The 23,987-nt window shown below is 68.7% G+C and carries 21 protein-coding genes; 12 read left to right on the plus strand and 9 right to left on the minus strand.

From position 1 onward, the window contains the following. Positions 1-179 precede the first annotated feature (179 nt). The 3 genes from IC535_RS03840 to IC535_RS03850 form a co-directional block, all read right to left on the minus strand. Positions 180-1,451, minus strand: coding sequence for a sensor histidine kinase (locus IC535_RS03840; RefSeq protein ID WP_228887444.1), 1,272 nt, complete (start codon positions 1,449-1,451; stop codon positions 180-182). Positions 1,452-1,604: 153 nt separating this feature from the next. Continuing rightward, a complete protein-coding gene (locus IC535_RS03845; protein ID WP_019182442.1) occupies positions 1,605-2,318 on the minus strand; it encodes a response regulator transcription factor in 714 nt (237 codons plus the stop codon). Positions 2,319-2,418: 100 nt separating this feature from the next. Continuing rightward, positions 2,419-3,069 (minus strand): arylesterase, encoded by a 651-nt coding sequence (locus tag IC535_RS03850; RefSeq protein ID WP_306433110.1) that lies wholly within the window; start codon positions 3,067-3,069, stop codon positions 2,419-2,421. 120 nt (positions 3,070-3,189) lie between these two features. Here IC535_RS03850 and IC535_RS03855 point away from each other — a divergent pair, with 120 nt between their 5' ends. The 3 genes from IC535_RS03855 to IC535_RS03865 all read left to right on the plus strand — a co-directional run bounded on the left by IC535_RS03855 (position 3,190) and on the right by IC535_RS03865 (position 6,732). Continuing rightward, positions 3,190-3,792: an ABC transporter ATP-binding protein gene (locus IC535_RS03855; RefSeq protein ID WP_228887445.1), complete on the plus strand. Its 603-nt coding sequence runs from the start codon at positions 3,190-3,192 to the stop codon at positions 3,790-3,792. Beyond that, on the plus strand, positions 3,789-6,275 hold the full coding sequence (locus IC535_RS03860; protein WP_228887446.1) for an ABC transporter permease: 2,487 nt from the start codon (positions 3,789-3,791) through the stop codon (positions 6,273-6,275). The genes IC535_RS03855 and IC535_RS03860 overlap by 4 nt, the downstream gene beginning before the upstream one ends. Before the next feature lie 103 nt (positions 6,276-6,378). Continuing rightward, positions 6,379-6,732 carry a DMT family protein gene (locus IC535_RS03865; RefSeq protein ID WP_228887447.1) on the plus strand — a complete coding sequence of 118 codons (354 nt, stop codon included), beginning with the start codon at positions 6,379-6,381 and terminating at the stop codon, positions 6,730-6,732. Positions 6,733-6,875: 143 nt separating this feature from the next. Here the strand turns inward: IC535_RS03865 and IC535_RS03870 are convergent, their stop codons facing one another. From IC535_RS03870 to IC535_RS03890, 5 genes are all read right to left on the minus strand, one after another. Then, entirely contained in the window at positions 6,876-7,817 is a 942-nt protein-coding gene (locus IC535_RS03870) for a DUF6607 family protein (protein WP_228887448.1), read from the minus strand. A 71-nt stretch (positions 7,818-7,888) separates the two neighbouring features. Further along, complete coding sequence (locus tag IC535_RS03875; RefSeq protein ID WP_228887449.1) at positions 7,889-8,485, minus strand: Hemin transport protein; 597 nt, start codon at positions 8,483-8,485, stop codon at positions 7,889-7,891. 4 nt (positions 8,486-8,489) lie between these two features. Next, positions 8,490-10,691, minus strand: coding sequence for a TonB-dependent hemoglobin/transferrin/lactoferrin family receptor (locus IC535_RS03880; protein ID WP_429000407.1), 2,202 nt, complete (start codon positions 10,689-10,691; stop codon positions 8,490-8,492). A 172-nt stretch (positions 10,692-10,863) separates the two neighbouring features. Next, a complete protein-coding gene (hemP, locus tag IC535_RS03885) occupies positions 10,864-11,064 on the minus strand; it encodes a hemin uptake protein HemP (protein WP_017357220.1) in 201 nt (66 codons plus the stop codon). 223 nt (positions 11,065-11,287) lie between these two features. After that, positions 11,288-12,253, minus strand: coding sequence for a potassium channel beta subunit family protein (locus IC535_RS03890; protein WP_228887450.1), 966 nt, complete (start codon positions 12,251-12,253; stop codon positions 11,288-11,290). Positions 12,254-12,445: 192 nt separating this feature from the next. Between IC535_RS03890 and IC535_RS03895 the strand changes: the two genes are divergently transcribed. Next, positions 12,446-13,744, plus strand: a complete 1,299-nt coding sequence (locus IC535_RS03895; RefSeq protein ID WP_228887451.1) for a NupC/NupG family nucleoside CNT transporter — start codon at positions 12,446-12,448, stop codon at positions 13,742-13,744. After that, the gene (locus IC535_RS03900; protein WP_429000408.1) at positions 13,744-14,736 is read left to right on the plus strand and encodes a ribokinase; all 993 of its coding nucleotides are present in this window, start codon (positions 13,744-13,746) and stop codon (positions 14,734-14,736) included. The genes IC535_RS03895 and IC535_RS03900 overlap by 1 nt, the downstream gene beginning before the upstream one ends. An 821-nt stretch (positions 14,737-15,557) precedes the next feature. Here IC535_RS03900 and IC535_RS03905 read toward each other — a convergent pair. Beyond that, entirely contained in the window at positions 15,558-16,157 is a 600-nt protein-coding gene (locus tag IC535_RS03905; protein ID WP_228887453.1) for a hypothetical protein, read from the minus strand. Between the two features lie 133 nt (positions 16,158-16,290). Between IC535_RS03905 and IC535_RS03910 the strand changes: the two genes are divergently transcribed. The 7 genes from IC535_RS03910 (at position 16,291) to IC535_RS03940 (ending at position 23,978) form a co-directional block, all read left to right on the plus strand. Beyond that, positions 16,291-17,148: a hypothetical protein gene (locus IC535_RS03910; protein ID WP_228887454.1), complete on the plus strand. Its 858-nt coding sequence runs from the start codon at positions 16,291-16,293 to the stop codon at positions 17,146-17,148. A gap of 51 nt (positions 17,149-17,199) precedes the next feature. Then, a complete protein-coding gene (locus IC535_RS03915; protein WP_228887455.1) occupies positions 17,200-17,763 on the plus strand; it encodes a hypothetical protein in 564 nt (187 codons plus the stop codon). Continuing rightward, positions 17,760-19,097, plus strand: coding sequence for a YcaO-like family protein (locus IC535_RS03920; protein WP_228887456.1), 1,338 nt, complete (start codon positions 17,760-17,762; stop codon positions 19,095-19,097). The genes IC535_RS03915 and IC535_RS03920 overlap by 4 nt, the downstream gene beginning before the upstream one ends. Positions 19,098-19,111: 14 nt before the next feature. Continuing rightward, complete coding sequence (locus IC535_RS03925; protein WP_228887457.1) at positions 19,112-19,855, plus strand: SagB/ThcOx family dehydrogenase; 744 nt, start codon at positions 19,112-19,114, stop codon at positions 19,853-19,855. Positions 19,856-20,051: 196 nt separating this feature from the next. Then, a complete protein-coding gene (dusB, locus tag IC535_RS03930; protein WP_228887458.1) occupies positions 20,052-21,050 on the plus strand; it encodes a tRNA dihydrouridine synthase DusB in 999 nt (332 codons plus the stop codon). Between the two features lie 38 nt (positions 21,051-21,088). Beyond that, positions 21,089-21,916 (plus strand): methyltransferase domain-containing protein, encoded by an 828-nt coding sequence (locus tag IC535_RS03935; RefSeq protein WP_228887459.1) that lies wholly within the window; start codon positions 21,089-21,091, stop codon positions 21,914-21,916. Positions 21,917-22,091: 175 nt separating this feature from the next. Then, a complete protein-coding gene (locus tag IC535_RS03940; protein ID WP_228887460.1) occupies positions 22,092-23,978 on the plus strand; it encodes a DUF7657 domain-containing protein in 1,887 nt (628 codons plus the stop codon). Positions 23,979-23,987: the final 9 nt, after the last annotated feature.

Below are 23,987 nucleotides of genomic sequence, written 5' to 3' on the forward strand. Positions count from 1 at the left end.
TGGTACCGCCTGCGCTCCACGAAGCGCAGGCGGCCTGAACGCCCCTTGGCAGTGTCCAGAAAAGCTTGACCACCACAGGTTTACGGCGTGTCCCGCGAACCCGCCCACGCCGCACCCATACGCAGACAATCAGGCAACAACAGCTGTTGCTCTTCCAGTTCTCACCGTCGCCAACACCATCACCGATAAACGATCGTCGCCTGCGTCCCCTGCCCCAACTCACTGGTCAAGGCGATCTTCCAGCCGAAGCGGTCGCACAGCCGGCGCACGATCGACAGCCCCAGCCCGGTGCCCTGCGGACGGCTCGGCTCGGCGCGGTAGAACGGCTCGAAGGCCCGCCCCAGCGCCTCGGCCGACATCCCGATCCCGGTATCGCACACCACCACCCGGTCCTCCAGCACCTCCACCTCGATCTGCCCCTCATCGGTGTAACTGCAGGCATTGCGCAGCAGATTGCTGACCACCACCTGCAGCACCCGCGGCGGCGCGTGCAGGTATACCGGCCCGGCGCTGTGCACGAACACCTCCACCGGCCGCCCGGCCAGCAGCTCGCGTGCGTTGTCCACCTCGTAGCGGACGATGTCGTTGACATCGAACAGCTCGATCTGCGGCTCCACGTCTGCCTCGCGGGCCAGGATCAGGAAGGCATCGATCACCGCCTCCATGTCGCGCCCGGCGCGCTGGATGCGGTGCAGGCCGCGGCGCAGGCGCGGGGACAGTTCATGGTCGCCCAGCGCCATATCGCTGGCCACCCGGATCACCGTCAACGGCGTGCGCAGCTCGTGGCTGGCGTCGCGGGTGAAATTGCGCTCGCGCGCCACGTGCGCGGTCACCCGCGTGGCCAGCGAATGCAGTGCCGCGGCCAGCTGCCGGGTCTCGCCCTGCATGTCGGCCGGCAACTTGTCCGGGGCCAGGTCGGTCGCCTCGGGGTGGCCCGGGTCCCAGCGCGACACCCGCCGCGCCAGCCAGTTCACCGGCGACACCAGCCGCTTGGAGGCCCGGTAGGTGATCCAGGAGGCCCCGTACACCGCCAGCAGGGTCAACAGCACCGGCACGATCCCGAACCAGAACGCCAGCATCTCCGCGCGCGAGCGCAGGAACACCAGGTACAACCGCCCTTCCGGCTGCGCATCCACCAGCACCAGCTGGTCGTCGCCCTTGAGCTCGTGGAAGCCGGGCTCAAGACGGCGCAGATTGGCCGGCAGGCTCAATGGCGACTGCCCGGTCTCCAGCAGGTAACCGCGGATGTTCTGGGTATTGGGCGGCGGCTGCATCGCAGAGGCGTCATGCAGCTGCCAGAAATAAGCCGCTTCCTCCCGCAGCGCGCTGCTGACCAGGCTGTGCTTGATCACCAGCGACACCAGCCACGCGCCCAGCAGGATGCCCAGGCTGGCCAGCACGGCTTGGAGGATGAAGACGATACGTATCTTGCGCGGCAGACCGTGCGGCATTACGGGGTCCAGAGCGGTTCTCCGCGATTATAGGAAAGCGCGCCGTGATTCCATCGTGCAAAAAACGACAACGCCCCGGCAAGAGCCGGGACGTCGCCTCGATCCGGGGCCCGCAGGACCCCGCCGGTCATGGCCCAACCACCAACAGCAGCATCAGCTCATCGGTTGGGCGATATCGGCAATACGGTAGCCGGCGCTCTGCACGGTGTGCAGCAGCGGGCGGTCGAACGGCTTGTCGATGATCTTGCGCAGGTTGTACAGATGGCTGCGCAGGGTGTCCGAGTCGGGCAGGCCGTTGCCCCATATCTCACGCTCGATTTCCTGGCGGGTCACCACGCGCGGCGATTCGCGCATCAGGATGGTGAGCAGGCGCAGGCCGATCGGCGACAGCTGCAGCTCGGTGCCGGCACGGGTGGCGCGCATGCTGACCGGGTCCAGCACCAGGTCGGCCACCTTGAGCACTTCCGACCCCACCTGGCGGCGCTCGCGGCGGATCAGCGCACGCAGGCGTGCCTCCAGCTCCTGGATGGCGAACGGCTTGGTCAGGTAGTCATCGGCGCCAAACCCAAGTCCGGTGAGCTTGTCATCCAGCGTGTCGCGGGCGGTCAGCATCAGTACCGGGGTCGACTTGCGGGCATCGTTACGCAGCCGGCGACAGACTTCGATGCCATCAAGACGCGGCAGCATCAGGTCCAGCACGACCACGTCGTAGCTGTTCTCCGCCGCCAGCCGATAGCCGTCCAGCCCGTCCTGGGCGTAATCGACCTCGAAGCCGCGGCCTTCCAGGTATTCACCGATCATCTCGGAAATATTGCGGTTGTCTTCGACCACCAGCACCAGGCCGGAGGTCTCCTTTGTCTGACGCATGGGATTCCCTCTTTCTTCAGCTTTGTGAAACATGCCGCATCGGCAGTGGACGCGATGTGAAGCCGCTCACATCCGGATCGGGAATAAGGTCAAACCCCGGTCACAGCAAGGGTTTGAGCAGGGGCCACACGTTCTCCAGCACCCGCGGCTGCCCGGCTGCGGTGGGGTGCAGGCCGTCGGCCTGCATCAGCCCGGGCTGCAGCGCCACCCCCTCCAGCAGGAACGGCAGCAGCGGCACCTTGTATTGGCGGGCCAGCCCGGCGTAGACCTCCTTCAGCCGCTGGCGGTAGGCCGGGCCGTAGTTGGGCGGTACGTCGATGCCCAGCAGCAGCACCTTGGCCCCGGCCTTCTGGCTGGCCACGATCATCTTCTCCAGGTTGCCGCGCAGCTGCACCGGGGTCAGCCCGCGCAGGGCGTCGTTGCCGCCCAGCTCGATCACCACCACCGACGGCCGGTGCCGGGCCAGCAGGCCCGGCAGGCGGGTCAGCGCACCGGCGGTGGTCTCGCCGCTGATGCTGGCATTGACGATCGCCGGCGGCGCCTTCATCTGTTGCCTAACCCGCTGCTGAAGCAGGTTTACCCAGCCCGAAGCGGCCGGGATATTGTGGGCGGCACTGAGGCTGTCGCCGACCACCAGCACCGTAGGGCCGGTGGCCGCCGGTTGCGCGCTGGCCAGCAACGGCACCAGCAGCAGCCAGGCCAGCAGCCAGCGCATCGGACCGGTACCGCCCTTCCACATCGTTGCATGCATTGGAGAATCCTCATCGACAGCCTGTCCCCCCGCAGCGCGCCCGTCGCCATCGCCGCCCACCAAGTGGGCAAATCCGCGCGTGGCCCGGAGGGTGAAGTCCACATACTGGACAACATTGGCATGACCGTCCATGAAGGCGAGAGCGTGGCCATCGTCGGCGCTTCAGGTTCCGGCAAGACCACCCTGCTCGGCCTGCTGGCCGGGCTGGACCTGCCCAGCCGCGGCCGCATCGCCCTGGCCGGCGCCGAACTCAACGACCTGGACGAAGAAGCCCGCGCGCAGCTGCGCGCACGCGAGGTGGGCTTTGTGTTCCAGAGCTTCCACCTGCTGCCGGCCTTGACCGCCGCCGAGAACATCGCGCTGCCGCTGGAGCTGGCCGGCCGCGAAGACCCAGCGCGGGTGCGCGAGGTGCTGGAACAGGTCGGGCTCAGCCATCGCGCGCGCCATTACCCGCGCCAACTGTCCGGCGGCGAGCAGCAGCGGGTGGCGCTGGCGCGTGCCTTCGTGGCCCGGCCGCGCATCCTGTTCGCCGATGAACCCACCGGCAGCCTGGACCAGGCCACCGGCCAGCAGATCAGCGACCTGCTGTTCGCGCTCAACGCCACCAGCGATACCACCCTGGTGCTAGTCACCCATGACCTGCGCCTGGCCCAGCGCTGCCAGCGCATCTACCAGCTCGACGGTGGCCGCCTGGTCGACCGCGTTGCCGGCGCTACGGCATGAATGTGTTCCGGCATGCCGCCCGGGCGCTGCGCCGGGAATTCCTGGCCGGCGACCTGCTGACCGTGTTCGCCGCGCTGGTGCTGGGCGTGGCGGTGATGACCGCGGTAGGCACCCTGGTCAACCGGGTCACCCTGGCGCTGACCGGCAGTGCGGCCGAGATGCTCGGTGGCGACCTCGGCCTGAGCGGGCGCGAGGATATTCCGCCGGCCTTCGCCGCCGCCGCGCAGGCGCGTGGGCTGGCCAGCACGCGCCTGGTCAGCTTCCCCAGCGTGCTGTTCCATGGCGATGCCAGCCAGATGGCCAACATCAAGGCGGTGGGCGCCGGCTACCCGTTGCGCGGTGAACTGCGCGTGGCCCGCGACCTGCACGGCGGGGCCAGCGAAGCCGCCGGCACGCCACCGCCCGGCCAGGCCTATGCCGACCCGCGGCTGATGCAGGCACTGGGCCTGGAGGTTGGCGATGCGCTGGAGTTCGGCGCCGGCACGCTCACCGTCAGCCGCGTGCTGCAGGCCGAGCCGGACACCTCCGGCGAACTGATGCAGTTGTCGCCACCGCTGCTGGTCAACCGCGCCGACGTGGATGCCGCCGGCCTGCTCGGCCCGGGCAGCCGCGCGTCCTACCGGATGATGTTCGCCGGTGACGCGGCGCGCATCGCCGACTTCCGTACCTGGCTGGCACCGCAGGCCAAGGGTTACCGCATCGTCGGCATCGCCGATACCCAGCGCGGCGTGCGCGGCGCGTTCGACCTGGCCGGGCGCTTCCTGTCGCTGGCTGCCTTGCTGGCGGTGCTGCTGGCCGGCGTGGCCACCGCGCTGGCGGCCAACCGCTTCGCGCTGCGCCGGATCGACCAGGTGGCCATCCTGCGCTGCCTGGGCGCGCGCCAGCGCGACATCCTCGGCGCGATGGCGCTGCAGCTGGTGATGCTGGCGGTACCGGCCTGCCTGGTCGGGATCGGCCTGGGCATGGCCGCACAGGCCGGGCTGGTGCAGGCGCTGGGCGGGTTGATTCCCAACCGGCTGCCGCTGCCGCAGGCCACCCCGGCGCTGAGCGGGGCCGGCATTGGTCTGGTACTGCTGCTCGGCTTTGGCCTGCCGCCGCTGCTGCGGCTGCGCCGCGTGCCGCCGATGCGGGTGCTCAACCGCAGTTTCGCCGCGCTGCCGCCCAGCTCGCTGCTGGTCTACGCCGCCGCGCTGGCGGCCACGGTGGCGCTGACCGTGCAGGCCACCGGCGATGTGAAGCTGGCCGGCTGGGTGCTCGGTGGGCTGGCCGCGCTGGCGGCGGTGGCCGGGGCGGTGGGCGCGCTGCTGCTGTGGCTGCTGCGCACCCTGCAACCGCGCCTGCGCGGACGCTGGAAGCTGGGCCTGGCGGCCCTGACCCGGCGGCGCGGGCTGGCGGTGGTGCAACTGGTGGGGCTGTCGCTGTCGCTGTGCGCGCTGTTGCTGCTGTCGGTGATCGGGCCGGGCCTGCTGGCGCAGTGGCGCGACCGCCTGCCCACCGACACGCCGAACTACTTCCTGATGAACATCCAGCCCGAGCAGCGCGGCGCGGTGGTGGCGGCGCTGGGCGCGCTGGGCGTGGCCGCGCCGGGCATCGAGCCGTTCAGTACCGGGCGCCTGTTGACGGTCAACGGCCGCCCGCCGCAACGGCAGCAGCGCCAGGACAACAGCAACGAGGACGACGATGCCAACCGCCCGGTCAATTTCTCCTGGCGGCACGATTTTCCACCGGCCAATACGCTGCTGAGCGGGCGCTACTGGGCAGCGGGCAGCACCGCGGCCGAGGCCTCGATCGAACAGGGCTGGGCCGAACGCTACGGCATGAAGCTGGGCGACCGGATCGCGCTGCAGATGGGCGAGCAACAGCGCAGCTTCACCATCACCAGCATCCGCAAGGCCGACTGGGATTCGTTCCGGGTCAACTTCTTCCTTCTGCTCAACGAGGGGGCGGTCGGCGATGCGCCGTACAACCTGATCACCGCCTTCCACCTGCCGCGCGCGCAGGCACCGGCACTGGCCGGGCTGACCCGCGATTACCCGAACATTTCGCTGCTGGACATCGACGGCATCCTGGCGCGGGTACGCGAGGTGGTCGACCGGGTAACCCAGGCGGTGCAGCTGGTGATGGGCTTCAGCCTGCTGGCCGGGCTGCTGGTGCTGCTGGCCGCGCTGCAGGCCACCGCCGGCGAGCGCCGCTACGACAGCGCGGTGCTGCGCACGCTGGGCGCCACGCGCACCCAGCTGCGCGGGGCGGTGCTGGTCGAGTTCGGGGCGCTGGGGTTGTTGTCGGCGCTGCTGGCGGTGGGTACCGCGGCGGTGCTGGGCAGCGTGGTGGCACGGCAGGTGTTCGAGCTGACCCTGAGCCCGCCGTGGGCGCCATTGCTGGCCGGCGGTGCGATCGGGGTGGGCTTGAGCATGCTGGCCGGCTGGTGGGGCACGCGGCAGATCCTGCATACCCCGCCGGCACTGGCATTGCGCGAGGTGTGAGGGCGCGGCGGGGCGGCGCGGCGGCGGCCTTCAGCCGGCAGTGACACGGTGCGGGGGCGTGCGGCGTTATGCTGCGCGCCCCTGCCTCGTTGAGACCGCCCGGATGCCCGGCACGCCGTTCACTGCCTACCTCTATCCCGTGCTGCTGCTGTTGGGCAGCAACATCTTCATGACCGTTGCCTGGTACGGGCACCTCAAGTACAAGAGCGCGCCGTTGCTGATGGTGATCCTGGTCAGCTGGGGCATCGCCTTCTTCGAGTACTGCCTGCAGGTGCCGGGCAACCGGCTGGGCAGCGCGGTGTATTCGGCGCCGCAGCTCAAGGGCATGCAGGAGGTGATCACGCTGGTGGTGTTCGCAGTGTTCTCGGCGGTGTACCTGGACCAGCCGTTGAAATGGAACCACTACGCCGCGTTCGGCTTGATCGTGGTGGCCGCGTTGCTGATGTTCAAGGAATGAGGGCAACGCCATCGTTCCGGTAGCAACCGACCGTTGGTCGGTTGACGCACTGGCGTCTCTCTGCACAGAGTGAAGGGCAGCGGGCAGCCCTTCATCATGAATGGCGCTGAGCCGGTGGGAAAGCAGCCACGCATGGCGTGGCTCTACCGCGCGACTTCTGCAGGCGCCTTTTCCACCCACTGCTTGAACACCGCGTCGATCTGCGCGTCCTTGACCTTCTTGCCGTCCTGGATGTCCTGGGCCTGGGTGAACAGCGGAATGATCATCGCCATCCCGTCCAGCTTGGTCTTCAGGTGCACGCCCGGCGCCTGGCCAAGGAAACCGTTCCAGCGCTGGCGCACCTTGCTCCAGTAGCCGGCCGTTGCGGTCCAGTAATCGTAGGCCGGTTTGAAATCCACCTCGGTGGTCTTGTTGTAATCGTTGAAGCCGAACTCGCGGGCGATCTCCTGCTGGCTGCCATCGGCACCGCGCAGGATCTTGGTGTTGAACTGTTCGTGGGTCCAGCCGTTCGGCGTCAAGGTATGCCGGTTGACCACCGCCAGCGCGTTGTAGTCGCTGCGCCGGGTGTACTCGCGGCGCGGCAGCGGGCGCCAGCCCAGGTCGCTGGTCCAGGTGGCCACGCCGTTGGCGTAGGCCCACTTGCCGGTGCCGCAGTAGCGTGGCGCGTCGCTGACCTCGTATACGCACTGGGTCCATGCACCGGCATTGACCGCCGCCGGAATGCTGCGCACCTGCCAGGTCTGGTCGGCGCTGAACTCGAAACGGTTCGGTGCCTCGTAGACCCAGTCCTGGCGCCAGTGCTTGGTCACGTGGCCGCTCTTGGGATCCACCAGCAGGTGCTGCAGGACCACCCGCTTCGGGCTGTCCTCCACCACGATCACCACCTCGTTGCCACCGCTGCGCACGGCCGGCGCGCGCTCATAGCCCGGCTTGAGCAGCACGGTTTCGTCGAAGGCGAAATCGACGATGTATTCGCCCTTCATCGCCATGATGCTGTCGTGGTCGCGCTGCAGCGTGGAGGGCTGGGCGTAGGCGGCGGCACTGCTGGCAAGCAGGACCACTACGCTGGCTGTCTGGAGTTTCATCTGGGGTTCCTTCAGGAGTGGCATGCAAAAAAATCCTGGCCGTCCGCGGCCAACGAGGTTCCTTGGTTCGATCACAGGCGGATCAGCGGCGCCTCGGCGGGGTCGCGCAGCGGCGGGGCAAGGCGCGTGGCCGAGGCACAGCAGCAATCATCGACCCACAGTTCGCCTTCGGCCCCTTCCATGTGGCCGATGCGGCGCGCCGCGTCGGCCCCCAGCGACGACAGCGAGGCCAGGCTGGCCGACAGCGGCTGCCCGTCGCCGGCGTGCAGGCGCAGCGCGCACATCCGCCACGGCTCGGCGCCCAGACGCGTGGCCAGGCGCCGCCACAGCCGCTCGGCCACGCTGCCATCGTTGACCGGCTCCGGCCGCGCCGGGAACGCCGACACCAGCCGGTCCCAGGCCAGGAAGTCGCTGTCCGGCAGCAGGTACAGCCGCCAGCAGCAGCGGCCGCGCGCATCGGAGAAGCACAGGCTTTCGCGGATGCCCTCGCTGTCCATGCCATGGCAGGCATGCGCGCAGACCGCGTGTTTCCAGCCGCCCAGCTCGCTGCTCTCCGGGCGGTACAGGCACAGCACGGTGCCCAGCGATGCCAGCTGCCGCGCGGTGGGAAGGCGGCCGGGGTACCGCGCCCGGTCGGTCGATCGCAGTGCGGACAGGGCGCGGCTCATAGGGCTACCAGCTCACGGAAAGACTGGCCGACACGGTGCGGCCGGGGTTGGTGAAGCGGTCGATCACCGCGCTGTTGGTGGCCAGCGCCGTGGTGATCGCCGAGTAGTCGATGTAGCGGCGGTCGCCGAGGTTGAACACGCCCACGTTGACCTTGGCCCCGGGCGCGAAGTCCCAGTGCGCCATCAGGTCCAGTACGCCATAGCCGGCCGGCGCGAACGGCGGGCTGATGCCGATGGCCGGCGGCAGGCGGTCCTTGCGCCTGGCGAAGGTCCCGGCCAGTTCCACGCCCCAGCTGTCGCGGTCGAAGGCGATGCCCACGGTGCCGCGCAGCGGATCGATAGATTCCAGCGGCACGTCTTCGGTCTTGTTCTGGCCGCGCGACCAGGCCACCGAGCTGTTCACCGACCAGCCCTGCAGCGCGCTGCTGATCTGGCCGAAGTCGACCCCGGCCTTCAGCTCGGCACCGTAGATTTCCGCATCGGCCACGTTCTGCGACTGGAACACGATCAGGCCTTGGCTGTTGGTGCCGACCTGGCGCTGGGACTCGATGAAGTCCTGGTAGTCGTTGTAGTAACCGCTCAGGCTCACATAGGCCGCCGGGGCGATGAAGCGCACGCCCAGTTCCAGCCCATCGCTGGTTTCCGGCTTCAGGTCCGGGTTGGGAATGGCGGTGTAGCCGAACATCACGTTGGTGAAGCCCAGGTTGACATCGTTGTACGGCGGCGAGCGGAAGCCATGGGCGTAGCCGGCGAACAGCGACCACTGGTCGGCGAAGCGCCAGACCATGCCCAGCTTGGGCGACACGCTGGTCTTGGTCAGGTTCGACACGGCCACGCCGGGGTTGTCGGCGGCGAAGATGGCGTCCACGTCCGGGCGCAGTTCGTAGTGGTCCACGCGCACCCCCGGCACCAGCGAGAAGCGGCCGTCGGCCAGGCGCATTTCATCCTGCGCGTACAGGCCCAGCTCGGTGGTCTTGCTGACCGGGAAATCGCGCACCGGGAACGCATCGGGCAGGATCGTGCTGCTGACCTGGCCGTTGGCCAGCACCTGGTAGCCATCGCGCTTCTGCCGCGTTTCGGTCCAGGTGCCATCCACGCCGTAGGTGAGCGCATGCTCGACCGTACCGGTCTGCAACGCCTTGTGGAACGCGGCCTGCAGGCCGTATACGCGCTGGTCGAAGTTGAACTGGCGGTGGCGGGTGCTGCGGTTGGCGCGGCTTTCATCGGTGCGCTGGGTGGTTTCGCTGTCCTGGCGGTACAACTGCCAGGACAGGCTGTCGGCCAGGCCGAGGCCGACCTCGTCCATCTCGTGGGCCAGCGACACCCGTGCGCGGGTCTGGTGGTCGCGCGCCTTCATGCCGGTGGTGGTGGTGTGGTCGATCGCTGACAGCACATCGGTGTCCACGCTGTCTTCGTTGCCTTCCACGGTCAGGCGCAAACGCTGGGTATCGCTGGGCGCATAGACCAGTTTGCCCAGTACGCTGCGGCCGTCGCGGTCCTGCGGGTTGGCGGCAGTACGGGTGCGGTCCTGGCTGCGCACATCGCCGTGGCTGGCTGTTTCCTGGCCCTGGCGGTGGTTGAGGTTGACCATGCCGCTCCAGCGGTCGCCGCCGAAGGCGGTAGTGACGCTGCCGAGCAGGCCTTGCCACTGCCCGTCATAACCAAACTTCAGCCCGACGTAGCTGTTTTTCCCGTCCTTCAGGTAGTCGGCCGGGTCCTTGGTGACGAAGGCGACCACGCCGCCGAGCGCGTCGGAGCCGTACAGGGCGCTGGCCGGGCCACGCACGATCTCGACCTGCTTGAGCGTTTCCAGGTCGGTGAAGTTGCGGTTGGCGTCGGAGAAGCTGCCGATGGCAAAGGCCTTGGGCATGGCGATGCCGTCGGTCTGGATCAGCACGCGGTTGCCGTCCAGGCCGCGGATACGGAAGCCGCCCAGGCCGAACCGGGCCGGGCTGCTGGTCACCGAGATGCCCGGCTCGTAGCGGACCAGATCCTTGATGCTGTGCACCAGCCGGTTGTCGAGCTGCTCGCGGTCGATCACATCGACGGTGGCGGCCACATCGCTCAGCCCACGCTCGGTGCGGGTGGCGGTGACCTGCACCCGGTCGAACTGGCGCGCGTCGGGGGCGGCATCGGCGGCGGCATGCGCGGCCATCGGCAGCGCCAGCCACAAGGCGGCGCTCAGGGCATCGGGACGGATCTTCATGGGCGTGGCAGGCATCGGCGGTAGCGAAAGAGACCCCCGACCGACGCCAGCGGCCGCAGCCACTGGCGAAGCATCGAGGGGGAGAGAGCAGGAACAACGGCATGCCCGGGACGGCAGGCGATCGCGCGGCCGCGGCGCGGCCGGACCTGGAGCAGCCGGCCGGCGGCCGGCACTACTTGGTCAGAATGAGCTTGTCGTTGCTGGTATGACGCAGGCGGTAGAAGCGATCGCCGTGCTGGATCAGGATTTCGCGGCGGCCCTTGAGCAGGGCTTCGCTGTCGATCACTTCTTCCGGCGGCACCACGCGCACCGGGCGGTCGCGCAGAGTGAGCGTTTCGGGGCGCAGCAGTACAGCAGCTTGAGTGTTCATCATCGTCTGGACTCGTGCGAGGGACGAGTCAAATGATAATGATTCTCAGTTCACAATCAACAATCATTCGCAAATTGGCTGATGGAATTGATGATTGTTTTCTATTTTTCAATAGATTTTATCTATCAATAAGACGAACCGGCCGGACCCATGGGGGTAGTGCCGGCCGCTGGCCGGCTCCCCGGAAAACCGATCAACGCGCGCAAGGCGGGGGCAGCGCCCCGCATTACGCGAACGCCGCCTCCACCCGCTCCCAACCCGCCGCGTCGACCTGCAGGTCCAGCGCACCGAGGTTCTCCTCCAGCTGGCCGACCCTGCTGGCACCCAGGATCACGCTGGACACGTTCGGGTTGCGCAGGCACCAGGCAATGGCCAGCTGCGCCGGCGAGCAACCCAGCTCGGCGGCCACGGCGGTGTAGCGGCGCACCTTGTCCAGGCGCTGCGCGGCCGGCTCGCCCAGCACCAGCTCCTTGAGCCAGCCCAGCTGCTGCTGGCCCAGCCGCGACTGCGCGTCCACCCCGGCGTTGTACTTGCCGGTCAGCAGGCCCGAGGCCAGCGGCGACCAGACCGTGGTGCCCAGGCCCGGGTCGGCATACAGGGGGGCGTATTCGCGCTCCACCCGTTCCCGGTGCAGCAGGTTGTATTGCGGCTGCTCCATCGAGGGCAGGTGCAGGTGCCCGGCGCGGGCGATGGCGACCGCCTCCTGGATCTGCGCGGCCGACCACTCCGAGGTGCCCCAGTACAGCACCTTGCCCTGGCGGATCAGGGTGTCCATGGCCAGCACGGTCTCGGCGATCGGGGTATCCGGGTCCGGGCGGTGGCAGTAGTACAAGTCCAGGTAGTCCACCCGCAGGCGCCTGAGCGCGGCGTGGCAGGCGTCGGTGACATGCTTGCGCGACAGGCCGTGCTGGGTCGGGCGCGGGTCGTCGACCGCGCCGAAGAACACCTTGCTGGACACGCAGAAGCCATCGCGGGGCAGGCGCAGGTCGGCGATCACATCGCCCATCACCTGCTCGGCGCGGCCGCGGGCGTAGCCTTCGGCATTGTCGAAGAAGTTGATGCCGTGGTCCCAGGCGCTGGCCACCAGGTTGCGCGCCTCGTCGCGGCCGATCTGGTCGCCGAAGGTGACCCAGGCGCCAAAAGACAAGGCCGACAGCTTCAGGCCGGTGTGGCCAAGACGGCGGTACTGCATGCGATTCTCCGTGTTGCGGGCCCGCATCCGGGCAGGAACGATTCGCATCCAGTGTAGCCCTGCACGGCCCCAAACCCTTGTGGATACTTGCCCGATCACGGTCGATCGGCCCGTGGACGCCGCTTTTCCTTGCTCCGCCCCGGCCACCGCTATAGGCTTCCCGTTTTTCGCCGCACCCCCAAGGGAAGTCTCATGGTCGAAGGTTTGGGCAGGATTGGCTTCGGCCTGTTCGGGTTGGCGGTGCTGATCGGCATCGCCTGGCTGTTCTCGAACAACAAGCGTGCCGTGGACTGGCGCCTGGTGGTAACCGGTATCACCCTGCAGATCGCCTTTGCGGCGGTGGTGCTGCTGGTGCCAGGTGGCCGGGAGGTGTTCGATGCGCTGGGCAAGGGCTTCGTCAAGGTGCTGGAGTTCGTCAATGCCGGCTCGGGCTTCATTTTCGGCAGCCTGATGGACACCAAGCAGTTCGGCTTCATCTTCGCCTTCCAGGTGCTGCCGACCATCATCTTCTTCTCGGCGCTGATGGGGGTGATGTACCACCTCAACGTGATGCAGGCGATCGTGCGCGGCATGGCCTGGGCGATCACCAAGGTGATGCGCGTGTCCGGCGCGGAGACCACCAGCGTCTGCGCCAGCGTCTTCATCGGCCAGACCGAGGCGCCGCTGACGGTGCGCCCGTACATCGCCAAGATGACCGAGTCCGAGCTGATCACCATGATGATCGGCGGCATGGCCCACATCGCCGGCGGCGTGCTGGCCGCCTACGTGGGCCTGCTCGGTGCCGGCGACCCGGTCGAGCAGGCGTTCTACGCCAAGCACCTGCTGGCCGCCAGCATCATGGCCGCCCCGGCGACCCTGGTGGTGGCCAAGCTGCTGGTGCCCGAGACCGGCACCCCGCTGACCCGCGGCACGGTCAAGATGGAAGTGGAGAAGACCTCCAGCAACATCATCGACGCGGCCGCGGCCGGCGCCGGCGACGGCCTCAAGCTGGCGCTGAACATCGGCGCGATGCTGCTGGCCTTCATCGCGCTGATCGCCCTGGTCAACGCCCCGCTGACCTGGCTGGGCGAAGTGAGCGGGCTGCAGGCCAGGCTCGGCCACCCGATCGACCTGGCCAGCATCTTCGGCTACGTGCTGGCCCCGATCGCCTGGGTGATCGGCACCCCATGGGCCGATGCCACCACGGTGGGCTCGCTGATCGGCCAGAAGGTGGTCATCAACGAGTTCGTGGCCTATACGGAGCTGTCCAAGATCATCAACGGCCAGGTACCGGGCGTGAGCCTGTCGGCCGAAGGCCGCCTGATCGCCACCTACGCCCTGTGCGGGTTCGCCAATTTCAGCTCGATCGCCATCCAGATCGGTGGTATTGGTGGGCTGGCCCCGGAACGTCGCCACGATCTGGCCAGGTTCGGCCTGCGCGCGGTGCTGGGCGGTACCATCGCCACCTTCATGACGGCGACCATCGCCGGCGTGCTGACGCATTTCAGCTGATATCCGTTCTTCGAGAAACAGTCTTTATGAGTAGCAGTGTCGTGGTCGTCGGTTCCTTCAACGTGGATCATGTCTGGCGTTGCGAGTCGCTCCCCGCCCCGGGTGCGACCATCGCCGGGCGCTACAGCACCGGTCCCGGCGGCAAGGGTTTCAACCAGGCCGTGGCGGCCCGCCGCGCCGGCGCGCCGACCACCTTCGTCTGCGCGCTGGGCGATGACCCGGGCGGTGCGATGGCCCGCGGCCTGGCCGCGCAGGACGGCTTCGCGCTGGCTGCCGAAGCCAGCACCGAGCCGACCGGCACCGGCGGCATCTACGTGGACAGCCGTGGGCGCAACACCATCGTGATCGGCCCCGGCGCGAATGCTGCGTTGAGCGTGGACTTCGTCCAGGCCCAGCGCGCGCTGCTGGCCGGTGCCAAGGTGGTGCTGGCGCAGTTGGAGTCGCCGGTGGAAACCATCGAAGCGGCACTGGCACTGGCCCGCCAGGCCGGTGTCACCACCGTGCTCAACGCCGCCCCGGCCGACGCGCCCTCCAGCATCGGCCTGCTCAAGCTGGCCGACGTGCTGACCCCGAACGAAACCGAGTTCGCCGCCCTGCTCGGCCGCCATGTCGGCGAACGCGTGGACGCCGACGACGTGGCCGCCCTGGACGGCGCCAGCCTGCACGCGCTGTGCCGCAAGCTGGTCGGCAATGGCACGGTGGTGGTGACCCTGGGGTCGGTCGGCGTGTTTGTCTCCCATGCCGAAGAAAACCTGCGCGGCGATGCACAGCCGTACTACCGGGTCGGTGCCGAACAGGTGCAGGTGCTGGACACCACCGGCGCCGGCGATGCGTTCAACGGCGCGCTGTGCGCGTCGATCGCCCAGGACGGCGAGGCGGCATTCATCCGTCACGTGCGCTTTGCCAACCAGTTCGCCGGCCGCTCCACCGAGAAGGAAGGCGCCGCCGTGGCGATGCCGCACTTCACCCCGGATGATGCCGAGAACAAGTAAGCCTCGTCACCAATACCGATACCATGGCCAGCGTTCGCGCTGGCCTTTTTTTTGGTTCTTCGCCCATGTCCGGGGCTACCGCCCAAAGGTCATGGCATTGCAGGAAAGCAGGTAGTGCCGGCCGCTGGCCGGACGCCGTTGCTGTGTTGCCGCTTCGCGGTTAGCTTCATAAGCGTTTCGTGCCCCTTCGGGGCGCGAGTCACTTTCTTGCTCGTGCAAGAAAGTAACCAAAGAACACGCCCCCGTCCGCTCGCCGGCGGGCGTTGCCCGCCGGTGCCCTGCGCTTCTCGCGTCATCGGGGGACGGCGCGGAACTCGCTACGCTCAGACACCCGCGCCTCTTCGCCCCCGCTGCCGCTGCGATGCTCGGCTCGCTCCAAGGGGGAGGTAGATCAAGATCACGGGCAACAGCAGCAGCAATAGCAATAGCAATAGCAATAGCAATAGCAATAGCAATAGCAATCTACCAATGGTCGGATTCATGCTGCCCATTCGCCTGCCATCCGCAGGTAGTTCCGACCCGTGGTCGGATGCCGTTCCTTGGGTGTGGCGCTACCAGAGCGTGGCTCGGACCTATGCTTTCCCATGCGCACCGGCCATGTGTGGAGGGTTGGCGTGGGTGGGTTGGCGGGACTGTCGAAAACATGGATGTTTTCGCCAAGCCCCCACGGATGGGTTCACGGCGTGTCCCGCCAACCCACCCGCGCCAGCCCAATCAGCGCATACGTCGGTCATTGCCGTTGATCTGAGGCTTTAGTGTGTAGCTGACTTCCCGTAAATCGGCGAAGAACCTTTTTTGGATGCATCGTCGTGTCCGGCCGGTCAGCCACTTGGCCTACGCGGCATCGGCACCGATCGGGCGATCCACAGCGCCAGCACCCCGAGCAGCAGTCCAGCAAGCACATCCAGCAGATCGTGCTGCCAGGTGGTCAGGGTCGACAGCAGGATCAGGCCACAGGCGCCATGCCACAGCCAGCGCAATGGCACCGCAGTGGCCTGCAACCCGCCCAGCCATGCCTGCCATACCAGCACCAGTACGGCGGCATGCAGCGACGGGGCCATGTTGAACGGCGCCTCGAACGCCCGCAGTTGTGCGAACAACAGCCCGCTGGCGCCCTCCGGCTCCGGCACTGCCCGGATATTGCCGGTCGGCCAGCACACGAAGGCGACCATGCAGACGGCCTGCACAAGGGCAATGGCAAGCGCATGGCGGCGCAGTGCCGATCGGGTCGGGCAGATGAAGAAGGTCAGCGGGTAAAGCAGGTTCAGCGCCAGGTAGGGCCAGATCGTCCACGCCCAGAACGGGACCGCGTCGTCCCAGCGACCATGCAGGCTGTAGGTCTGGGCCTGGCTGGCGGCCCATTGGTTGGTCCAGCTGTAGCCGTGGATGAACATCGCGCCGAGCAGCAGCATCCACAGCATGGCCTCGCGCCAGGGCGGCTGGGGGACCGGAGCGTTGGCAATAGAGGGTTCAGGCACGCGCGCACCGTAGCAGAACGTGGCGCGCCTGTTTGCCGCTATGCTTGCGCTTTGGCGGATGCACGGACTGGGCGCAGTGACAGCAGCAGGCAGTCAGGGACAAGCAGGCACGCACGCTGGCCAACCGCGCTGGACGCGCAATCCGGCCTGGACCCTGTTCGCGCAGACCCATGCGCAGCGCCAACTGCTGCTGGTATCCGGTGGCGCCGACGAAGTGTATGTAGTCGATGAGGCCGATACCCCGGCAGTCGTCGAACGGATCCTCGGCCACTGGCAGGACGACACGCTGGCGACCTTGCAGGACGATGCCGACTGCGGCCCGGCGGTCCGCCAGTTGGTCCGCCTCGGTGTGCTGGCGCCGCTGCAGGCCGTGCACAGGGTGCAGCGCTACGCACTGGATTGGCTCGGCGAACCGCTGCCCGGATTGGCCGACGCCTTCGACCGCCATGGCAGCGCTGACCTGCAGCGCGTCGATACCCCCGCCGATGCCGAACTGCTGGTACTGGTCCGGCATGGGCTCGGCTGGGAACAGGCCTTGAGCCGCTACCGCGCACGGATGCCGGCGCAACCGCACCTGCTGCTGGACCTCAGCTATCACCACACGCTCGCGCTCGGGCCCTATGTGGTGCCTGGCCAGAGCGCCTGCGTGTACTGCCTGGGCAACCGGGTGCTGCGCCGCTGGGGCGAAGCGGCGGTGCCGGCGATGCCGGCGGTCGCCGCGCAGCCGGCACGGATCGCCGCGCTGGTCGCGCCCCTGCTGGATCAGCCACAGCTGTTGCTGGGGTATCTCGAACGCAGCGTCTGGCTGGACCTGCACCGCCTGCACGGCGAGCGCGACCGGGTGCTGCGGCTGCCCTGGTGCCCCGCCTGCCGGGGCGGCGGGGCATCGCTGCCGGCACCGCTGTCGCTGCCCTGGAACGCCGGGCTGCCGTGATAATGTCGGCCATGTGCCGGGCGTTCGCCCAGCCGTCAATGGAGTGACCGTATGTACCGCCTGCCTACCCAGTTCGATGCCAGTGCCTCGCGCCAGGATCTTGCCGCGGCTGGCGGCGGTTCGACGTCGACCACCTGCAGCTCCTGCATCGTCACCCTGCTTGGCACCTCGGTGCTGTCGGCGATGGTGCTCGGCTCGCTGCAACCGATGGCGCCCGCAGCGGCCGGCAGCGCAGTGCAGGCCACTGCCGACACCGGCATTGGCACCCAGCCACCCGGGCCGCTGCAGGAACCGGCCGTCGCGGTGGACCCGGACCTGACCAGGACAACCGCACCTGCCGTGCCGGTGGCCGGGCTGAGCCGCCCCAGCCGGGTGCTGCTGGGGCTGTTCGCCTTGCCGCTGGCAGCAGCCGGCGGTGGCCTTTTCATGAGCATCGGCAGCCCGATATTCGGCCTGTTCGTCGCTGTCGCGGTGTTCGTCGGCCTCTACGCCATCGTCCACGAGCGCTCGGGGCGTTCGCTCGGGCGCGGCATCGGCATCGGCATCTGCCTGCTGCTGGGCCTGTTCGCCGCCGGCGCGCTCGAAATGGTGCTCTGGCTGAGCCTGATGAAATGAACCGGTCCGCCGGGGATGCGGCGGAGCGGCACACGCCCACGCTGTCTTCGCACCTGCTGCATGGCGCGGCGCGCCCGCGCTGCGGCCTGGTGCGCCCGGCGCAGCCGATCCAGGCCAGCGCCTGCGATGCGACCGGCCCATTGTTCGACGGACGGCGGGTGCACAATGCCGCCACCCCGGCCGACCCGGCCAATCCCTGGCAGGGCGTTTCAGGCGCGGTCGCGCTGGATGCCGATGCGGCCGCCGATGGCGCGGTCGCCGAAGCGCTGGAGCGGCTGGCGGCGGCGCAGGCCGGCCTGGAGGTGCGTGCCCGCGGTGCGCTGACACCCGCACAACGCCTGGACGAATCGGCATTCGCACTGTTCTCGGCCAGCCAGCGCGCAGCGCCGGGCTTCCCATGGCCGATGCCCGAACACGACGAGGATCTGTTCGCCGCGGTGCATGCGCTGGACGACAACCGGGTGACCTGGGTGCCGCAGGAACTGGTCGGGCTGGGGCCGCGCAGCGGCCAGGCGCGACTGCCGTCGACCTCCACCGGCCTGGCGGCCTGGCGTGATGGCCGCGATGGCGCCTGGCTGGCGCTGCTGCGCGCGGCCCAGGAGCTGCTGGAGCGCGACGCGCTGGCGGTCACCTGGCTCAACGGCGTGGCCGGCCGGAGAATCGCCCTGCCGGCGCCGTGGCAAGCCCATGTGGCCGAGCGCGGTGGCCAACTGCAGGCCTTCGACCTGACCCAGCAATGGAACCCGCACCCGGTGATCGCCGTCGCCGGCGGCATCCCGTTTGAAGGCCGCCCCCGACACGTGCTCGGCATCGCCTGCCGCGCCGATCCGGGCGAAGCGCTGCACAAGGCGCTGCTGGAATGGCAGCAGGCGCTGACCTTCGCCGCGCACCTGTGTGGCCGCCAGGGCGACCGCCTTCCGCGCGAACCGGCCGCGCTGCGCAGCTTCGACGAACATGCCGCGTTCTACACCCTGCGGCCGGAACTGTGGCCGCAGCTGCCGCTGCTGAGGGATGCAGGCGACAGCACGTTGCAGCTGCCGCCGCCGGCCGCGGTTGCCGGCCCCGCGGCGCAACGCGCGATCGCCGAGCTGGATCTGCTGCGGCGCCGGCTCGGCAGCGCCGGCATCGCGCTGTACTACCGCGAATTGACCACCGCCGATGTGGCCGCTGCCGGACTGCGGGTGATGCGGGTGCTGTCGCCGCAACTCAGCGGCCTGCATGCCGACGAGCGAGCGCCGTTCCTGGGCGGCCGTTGCCGGGACGTAGCGTGGCGCTATCCCGGCGTGCCGCACAGCCGCGATTTTCCCAATCCCTTCCCGCATCCTTTGGGCTGAGGCACGAGGACCGCATGCCGTCACCACCTTCTCCCTGGCAGGATGCCCCGCTGTTCCATCTGTTCTGGCACAACGGCGAACTCAATCCGGCGCGCGCCGAAGTGATGCGCGTGCGCATCGCCGAAGATGCCGCGCGCGTCGGCTCGCCGCCACGGCCGATGCATGCGGCGGCCGGCATCGCCTTGCCGGACCCGGTGCAACCTGACCATGCCCTGGCGCGGCGCCACAGTGGCCGCCGTTTCGGTGACGCCCGCTGGGGTGCAAGCGAACTGGGCCGCGTGCTGGCCCCGTTGCGGGCCCGCCCCGGCAACAGCGATACCCGGCGCCTGCCTTCCGGTGGCGCCAAGTATCCGATCCAGGCCTATGCCGCGCTGTACGGCAGCGACGATGCGATCGCAGCCCAGGGCATCCATTGGTACGACCCGCTTGAACACGCACTGGTGCCGGTGGCGCCCTGCCCGCCGTGGCCGGCACTGTCCAGGCTGCTCGGCGTGGATTGGCCAGAACGGCCGGCAGCGGTGCTGTTCCTGGTCGCCGAGCCGGCCGGCACGCTGGCCAAGTACGGTGAGCGCGGTGGTCGCTTCGTGTTGATCGAGGCCGGGGTCTGGCTGGGGGCGCTGGGGCAGGAAGTGGCGGCGATGAACGCGGCCGGCTGCGCGATCGGCTCATTCGAGGATGCCGCCGTCCTGGCCCTGCTCGGGCTCGACCCGCAACGGCATCTGGCCGTGCTGGCCTATGCCTGTGGTCCGGCGCCCTGAACGCGAACGTTGGTCGGTACGTTTTCGCGCGCAACCGCGACCGGTAACCCGCCAGCATCAGCCGCCGCCGGGGGCGGCGGAAGCAATCGTCAAGCATATGCTCATGACCGGAGCGCATCAGGCTCTTCCGGATCGGCCTGAACAGGTATCGGTACCTGCGTGGTTGCCGGCCAGCGGCCGGCACTACAATGCGCGAATGCAGATTGGCCCCTACAACATCCGGCCCAACGTGGTGCTGGCGCCCATGGCCGGCGTCACCGACAAGCCCTTCCGCCTGCTGTGCAAACAGCTGGGCGCGGGCCTGGCGGCCTCGGAGATGACCATCTCCGATCCGCGCTTCTGGAACACCCGCAAATCCCTGCACCGCATGGACCATGCCGGCGAGCCGGACCCGATCAGCGTGCAGATCGCCGGCACCGAACCGCAGCAGCTGGCCGAGGCGGCGCGCTACAACGTCGACCACGGCGCGCAGATCATCGACATCAACATGGGCTGCCCGGCCAAGAAGGTCTGCAACGCCTGGGCCGGCTCGGCGCTGATGCGCGATGAAGACCTGGTCGCGCGCATCCTCACGGCGGTGGTCAACGCGGTGGACGTGCCGGTAACGCTGAAGATCCGCACCGGCTGGGACTGCGACCACCGCAACGGCCCGCGCATCGCGCACATCGCCGAAGACAGCGGCATCGCCGCGCTGGCCGTGCATGGGCGTACCCGCGACCAGCATTACACCGGCCAGGCCGAATACCAGACCATCGCCGCGATCAAGGCCGCGCTGCGCATTCCGGTGCTGGCCAACGGCGACATCGACTCGCCGCACAAGGCCGCCCAGGTGCTGGCCAGCACCGGCGTGGATGCGGTGATGATCGGCCGTGCCGCGCAGGGACGCCCGTGGATCTTCCGCGAGGTCGCCCACTACCTGGCCACCGGCGAACTGCTGGCGCCGCCGACGCTGGAGGAAGTGCGCGACATCCTGCTCGGCCACCTGCACGCTCTGCACGACTTCTACGGCCAGGAACAGGGCGTGCGCATCGCGCGCAAGCACCTGGGCTGGTACGCCAAGGACCGGCCGGAGAATGCCGCGTTCCGCGCGGTGGTCAACCGCGCCGAGGATGCCGCCAGCCAGATCGCCCTGACCACCGAGTACTTCGACCGTCTTGCCACTGCCTCTACCGCGCCCTGCGCGGTTGCCACCTGATCGGCCGGCACCGCCCGGCACTACCTGAAGAGCCCGCCATGACCTCCCCGATCGCCGCACCGACCTATCTGCACGGCTTCTCCGACACCGAGCAGCACCGCCTGGTCACCCAGGCACGGCTGCTGGAGGCCAGCATCTTCAGCGGCATCGACTACAGCGGCGCCAGGCGCCTGCTCGAGGTGGGCAGCGGGGTCGGCGCGCAGACCGAAATCCTGCTGCGCCGCTTCCCGGACCTGCACGTGACCGGCGTGGACCTGAGCGAGGCCCAGCTGGCCACCGCGCGCGGCAACCTGGAAAAGACCCCATGGTGCAGCCAGCGCTACACCCTGCTGCAGGCCGATGCCGGCGACCTGCCGTTCGACGCACGCCAGTTCGATTCGGCCTTCCTGTGCTGGGTGCTAGAACACGTGCCCTCGCCGGCGCGCGTACTCAATGAAGTGCGCCGGGTACTGCTGCCCGGCTCGCCGGTGTACGTCACCGAGGTGATGAACGCCTCGTTCCTGCTCGATCCCTACTCGCCGCATATCTGGCGCTACTGGATGGCCTTCAACGATTTCCAGTACGACCACGGCGGCGATCCGTTCGTCGGCGCCAAGCTGGGCAACCTGCTGCTGGCCGGCGGCTTCCGCGATGTGCATACCGAGATCAAGACCATCCACCTGGACAACCGCGAGCCGGCCCGGCGCAAGACCATGATCGCGTTCTGGGAAAAGCTGCTGCTGTCGGCGGCCGAGCCGCTGCTGGAGGCCGGCCTGGTCGAGCAGGACACCGTCGACGGCATGCGCCGCGAGTTCGGCCTGGTGCAGAACGACCCCAATGCGGTGTTCTTCTTCTCCTTCGTGCAGGCCCGCGCCACGGTCTACTGAGCCTGGCCCACGTCGCCACAGGGTGTCGTGGATGGCTGCTGCCGCCACTGCGCCCACGGCAACCGGCTAGAATCTGCGGCGGGTTGGTGGCTGGCAGGGCGCGCCATGCCCATGCCACGACACCGCCGCATGCGGGTCGCCGCGCCTGCATGGATACCACCGGAGAACGTGCGCAATGACCGAAGCCAGCCACTGGCCACGCTTCACCCCCGATGGCAGCCTGTGGGGCGGGCTCGACCGCCGTCACGTGCGGCTCTGCCTGTTCGTGCTGACGGCGCTGTGCGTTCTGTATGTTGCGTTGGCGCTGACCCCATCGTCCTACGCCCGGGCCTTCGAGTATCTGGGCCTGCCCGCGCAGACACCGTTGCTGGGCACCGCGCACCTGATCCGCTCCGATGAGTGGATGGTGTATACGCCGTATGTGCAGATCGCCGTCGCCAACGGCTTTGCCGACGTCAACGCCCATTCCCCGTACCACGAGACGCTGCGTTCGTTCCAGGCACTGCCGCTGCTGGACTGGGGCCTGCTGTTCAAGCCCTACCACTGGGCCTTCCTGGTGCTGCCGCCGGCCAACGCCTATGCGTTCTTCTTCATGTTCATGGCGATGGCGTTCCTGTTCGGCTGGGCGCTGTTCCTGCGCCAGTTGCGGGTGCCGGCGCTGGCGGCGGTGCTGGTATCGCTGACCTTGCTGTTCTCGCCGTTCGTGCAGGTCTGGTGGACCAGCAACGCCGGCGTGTTCGCGCTGGCGCCGTGGGCGGCGGTGGCGTGGCTGCAGATCCGCCGGCGCTGGCTGCGCGTGCTGGCCAGCGCTTTCGCACTGGCGGTGTGGTTGATGGCGGTGGCCTACCCGCCCTTCATCATCGCCATGCTGCTGGCCATGGCGGTGCTGGTGCTGGCCCTGCGCCGCGATGCCCTGACGGTGGCGCGGCTGGTCGATGCGGCACTGGCCGGCGTGCTTGCCGCGGCGGTGTTCTTCGGCTATTTCCACGAACTGATCGCGGTGATGCGCAATACCGTGTACCCCGGCCAGCGTGAAGTCGGCGGCGGCGGTGTCAGCGTCATCTCGCTGCTGGCGCACCTCTTCCCCAACCTGATGACCTACCGGTTCAATCCGCTGCCGGCCTTCGCCCCTTCCAATGCGTGCGAGATCGCGGTGCTGGGCAGCCTGCTGCCATTGTTCACCGCGGTCCTGGTCGACCGGGCGCAGTTGCGCCGTTGGGCGCGCGCGAACGTGCGCACGGTGGTGCTGTTTGCGGTGGGCACCGGTTTGATCGCCTGCTGGGTGTTCCTGCCGGTACCGGTGGTGGTCGGCAAGCTGACCGGCTTGTCGATAGTGCCCGGCGCGCGTGCGCTGCTCGCCTTCGGGCTGCTGCTCAACATCGGCTGCGCCATCGCGCTGATCCAGGCTGGCGTGCGCCTGACCGGCGCGCGCCTGCTGACGCTGGCCGCCTTGCTGGTCGCCGGCAGCCTGGCCAAGCTGGCGTTCGGCCAGGGCAGCTTCAGCCGCCTGCACAGTGCGATGGATGCGCTGCCCTACCTGTGCCTGGGGCTGCTGGCGATCGCCGCCAGGCGACCGCGGCTGGCCGCGCACGCCACCAGCGTGGTGCTGGCGGTGGCCTGTATCGGCAACCTGCTCGGCCATGGCCTGTTCAACCCGGTGCAGTCCGCGCGCCCGATCTTCGCCATGGACCGCGCCGCGGTCCTGCAATCGCTGCAGGCCCGCGGCGCGCAGACCACGGCCGATGGCACGCTGGTGGTGCCCGGCCACTATGGTGCGCTGCTCTCCGGGGTGGGCATCGCGGCGGTCAACCACGTGCTGTACGCCCCGCAGCTGCCGTATTTCCGCCAGCGCTTCCCGACGATGGACGCGGACGCCTTCAATTTCACCTTCAACCGCTATGCGCACATCGCGGTCGGCCAGGGCGACGCGCCCCGGCTGCCCCAGGCCGACCTGATCGAGGTGCCTGCCGCGACGATGCTGGCCGGTCCGCCGGCGCAGCCGGCCACGGCCTGCACCGGCGATGGCCAACCGCCGTGCCCTGCCGCGCCGGCCCAGCCCTGAGTACGATGC

Source organism: Stenotrophomonas rhizophila, assembly GCF_020857975.1.
GTDB lineage: Bacteria > Pseudomonadota > Gammaproteobacteria > Xanthomonadales > Xanthomonadaceae > Stenotrophomonas > Stenotrophomonas rhizophila_C.

Bases quoted from the DNA above. Each gene is read 5' to 3' on its own strand.
- IC535_RS03840 (WP_228887444.1), bottom strand. From the start codon at position 1,451: ATGCCGCACGGTCTGCCGCGCAAGATACGTATCGTCTTCATCCTCCAA.
- IC535_RS03845 (WP_019182442.1), bottom strand. From the start codon at position 2,318: ATGCGTCAGACAAAGGAGACCTCCGGCCTGGTGCTGGTGGTCGAAGAC.
- IC535_RS03850 (WP_306433110.1), bottom strand. From the start codon at position 3,069: ATGCATGCAACGATGTGGAAGGGCGGTACCGGTCCGATGCGCTGGCTG.
- IC535_RS03855 (WP_228887445.1), top strand. From the start codon at position 3,190: ATGACCGTCCATGAAGGCGAGAGCGTGGCCATCGTCGGCGCTTCAGGT.
- IC535_RS03860 (WP_228887446.1), top strand. From the start codon at position 3,789: ATGAATGTGTTCCGGCATGCCGCCCGGGCGCTGCGCCGGGAATTCCTG.
- IC535_RS03865 (WP_228887447.1), top strand. From the start codon at position 6,379: ATGCCCGGCACGCCGTTCACTGCCTACCTCTATCCCGTGCTGCTGCTG.
- IC535_RS03870 (WP_228887448.1), bottom strand. From the start codon at position 7,817: ATGAAACTCCAGACAGCCAGCGTAGTGGTCCTGCTTGCCAGCAGTGCC.
- IC535_RS03875 (WP_228887449.1), bottom strand. From the start codon at position 8,485: ATGAGCCGCGCCCTGTCCGCACTGCGATCGACCGACCGGGCGCGGTAC.
- IC535_RS03880 (WP_429000407.1), bottom strand. From the start codon at position 10,691: ATGAAGATCCGTCCCGATGCCCTGAGCGCCGCCTTGTGGCTGGCGCTG.
- hemP (WP_017357220.1), bottom strand. From the start codon at position 11,064: ATGATGAACACTCAAGCTGCTGTACTGCTGCGCCCCGAAACGCTCACT.
- IC535_RS03890 (WP_228887450.1), bottom strand. From the start codon at position 12,253: ATGCAGTACCGCCGTCTTGGCCACACCGGCCTGAAGCTGTCGGCCTTG.
- IC535_RS03895 (WP_228887451.1), top strand. From the start codon at position 12,446: ATGGTCGAAGGTTTGGGCAGGATTGGCTTCGGCCTGTTCGGGTTGGCG.
- IC535_RS03905 (WP_228887453.1), bottom strand. From the start codon at position 16,157: ATGCTGTGGATGCTGCTGCTCGGCGCGATGTTCATCCACGGCTACAGC.
- IC535_RS03915 (WP_228887455.1), top strand. From the start codon at position 17,200: ATGTACCGCCTGCCTACCCAGTTCGATGCCAGTGCCTCGCGCCAGGAT.
- IC535_RS03920 (WP_228887456.1), top strand. From the start codon at position 17,760: ATGAACCGGTCCGCCGGGGATGCGGCGGAGCGGCACACGCCCACGCTG.
- IC535_RS03925 (WP_228887457.1), top strand. From the start codon at position 19,112: ATGCCGTCACCACCTTCTCCCTGGCAGGATGCCCCGCTGTTCCATCTG.
- dusB (WP_228887458.1), top strand. From the start codon at position 20,052: ATGCAGATTGGCCCCTACAACATCCGGCCCAACGTGGTGCTGGCGCCC.
- IC535_RS03935 (WP_228887459.1), top strand. From the start codon at position 21,089: ATGACCTCCCCGATCGCCGCACCGACCTATCTGCACGGCTTCTCCGAC.
- IC535_RS03940 (WP_228887460.1), top strand. From the start codon at position 22,092: ATGACCGAAGCCAGCCACTGGCCACGCTTCACCCCCGATGGCAGCCTG.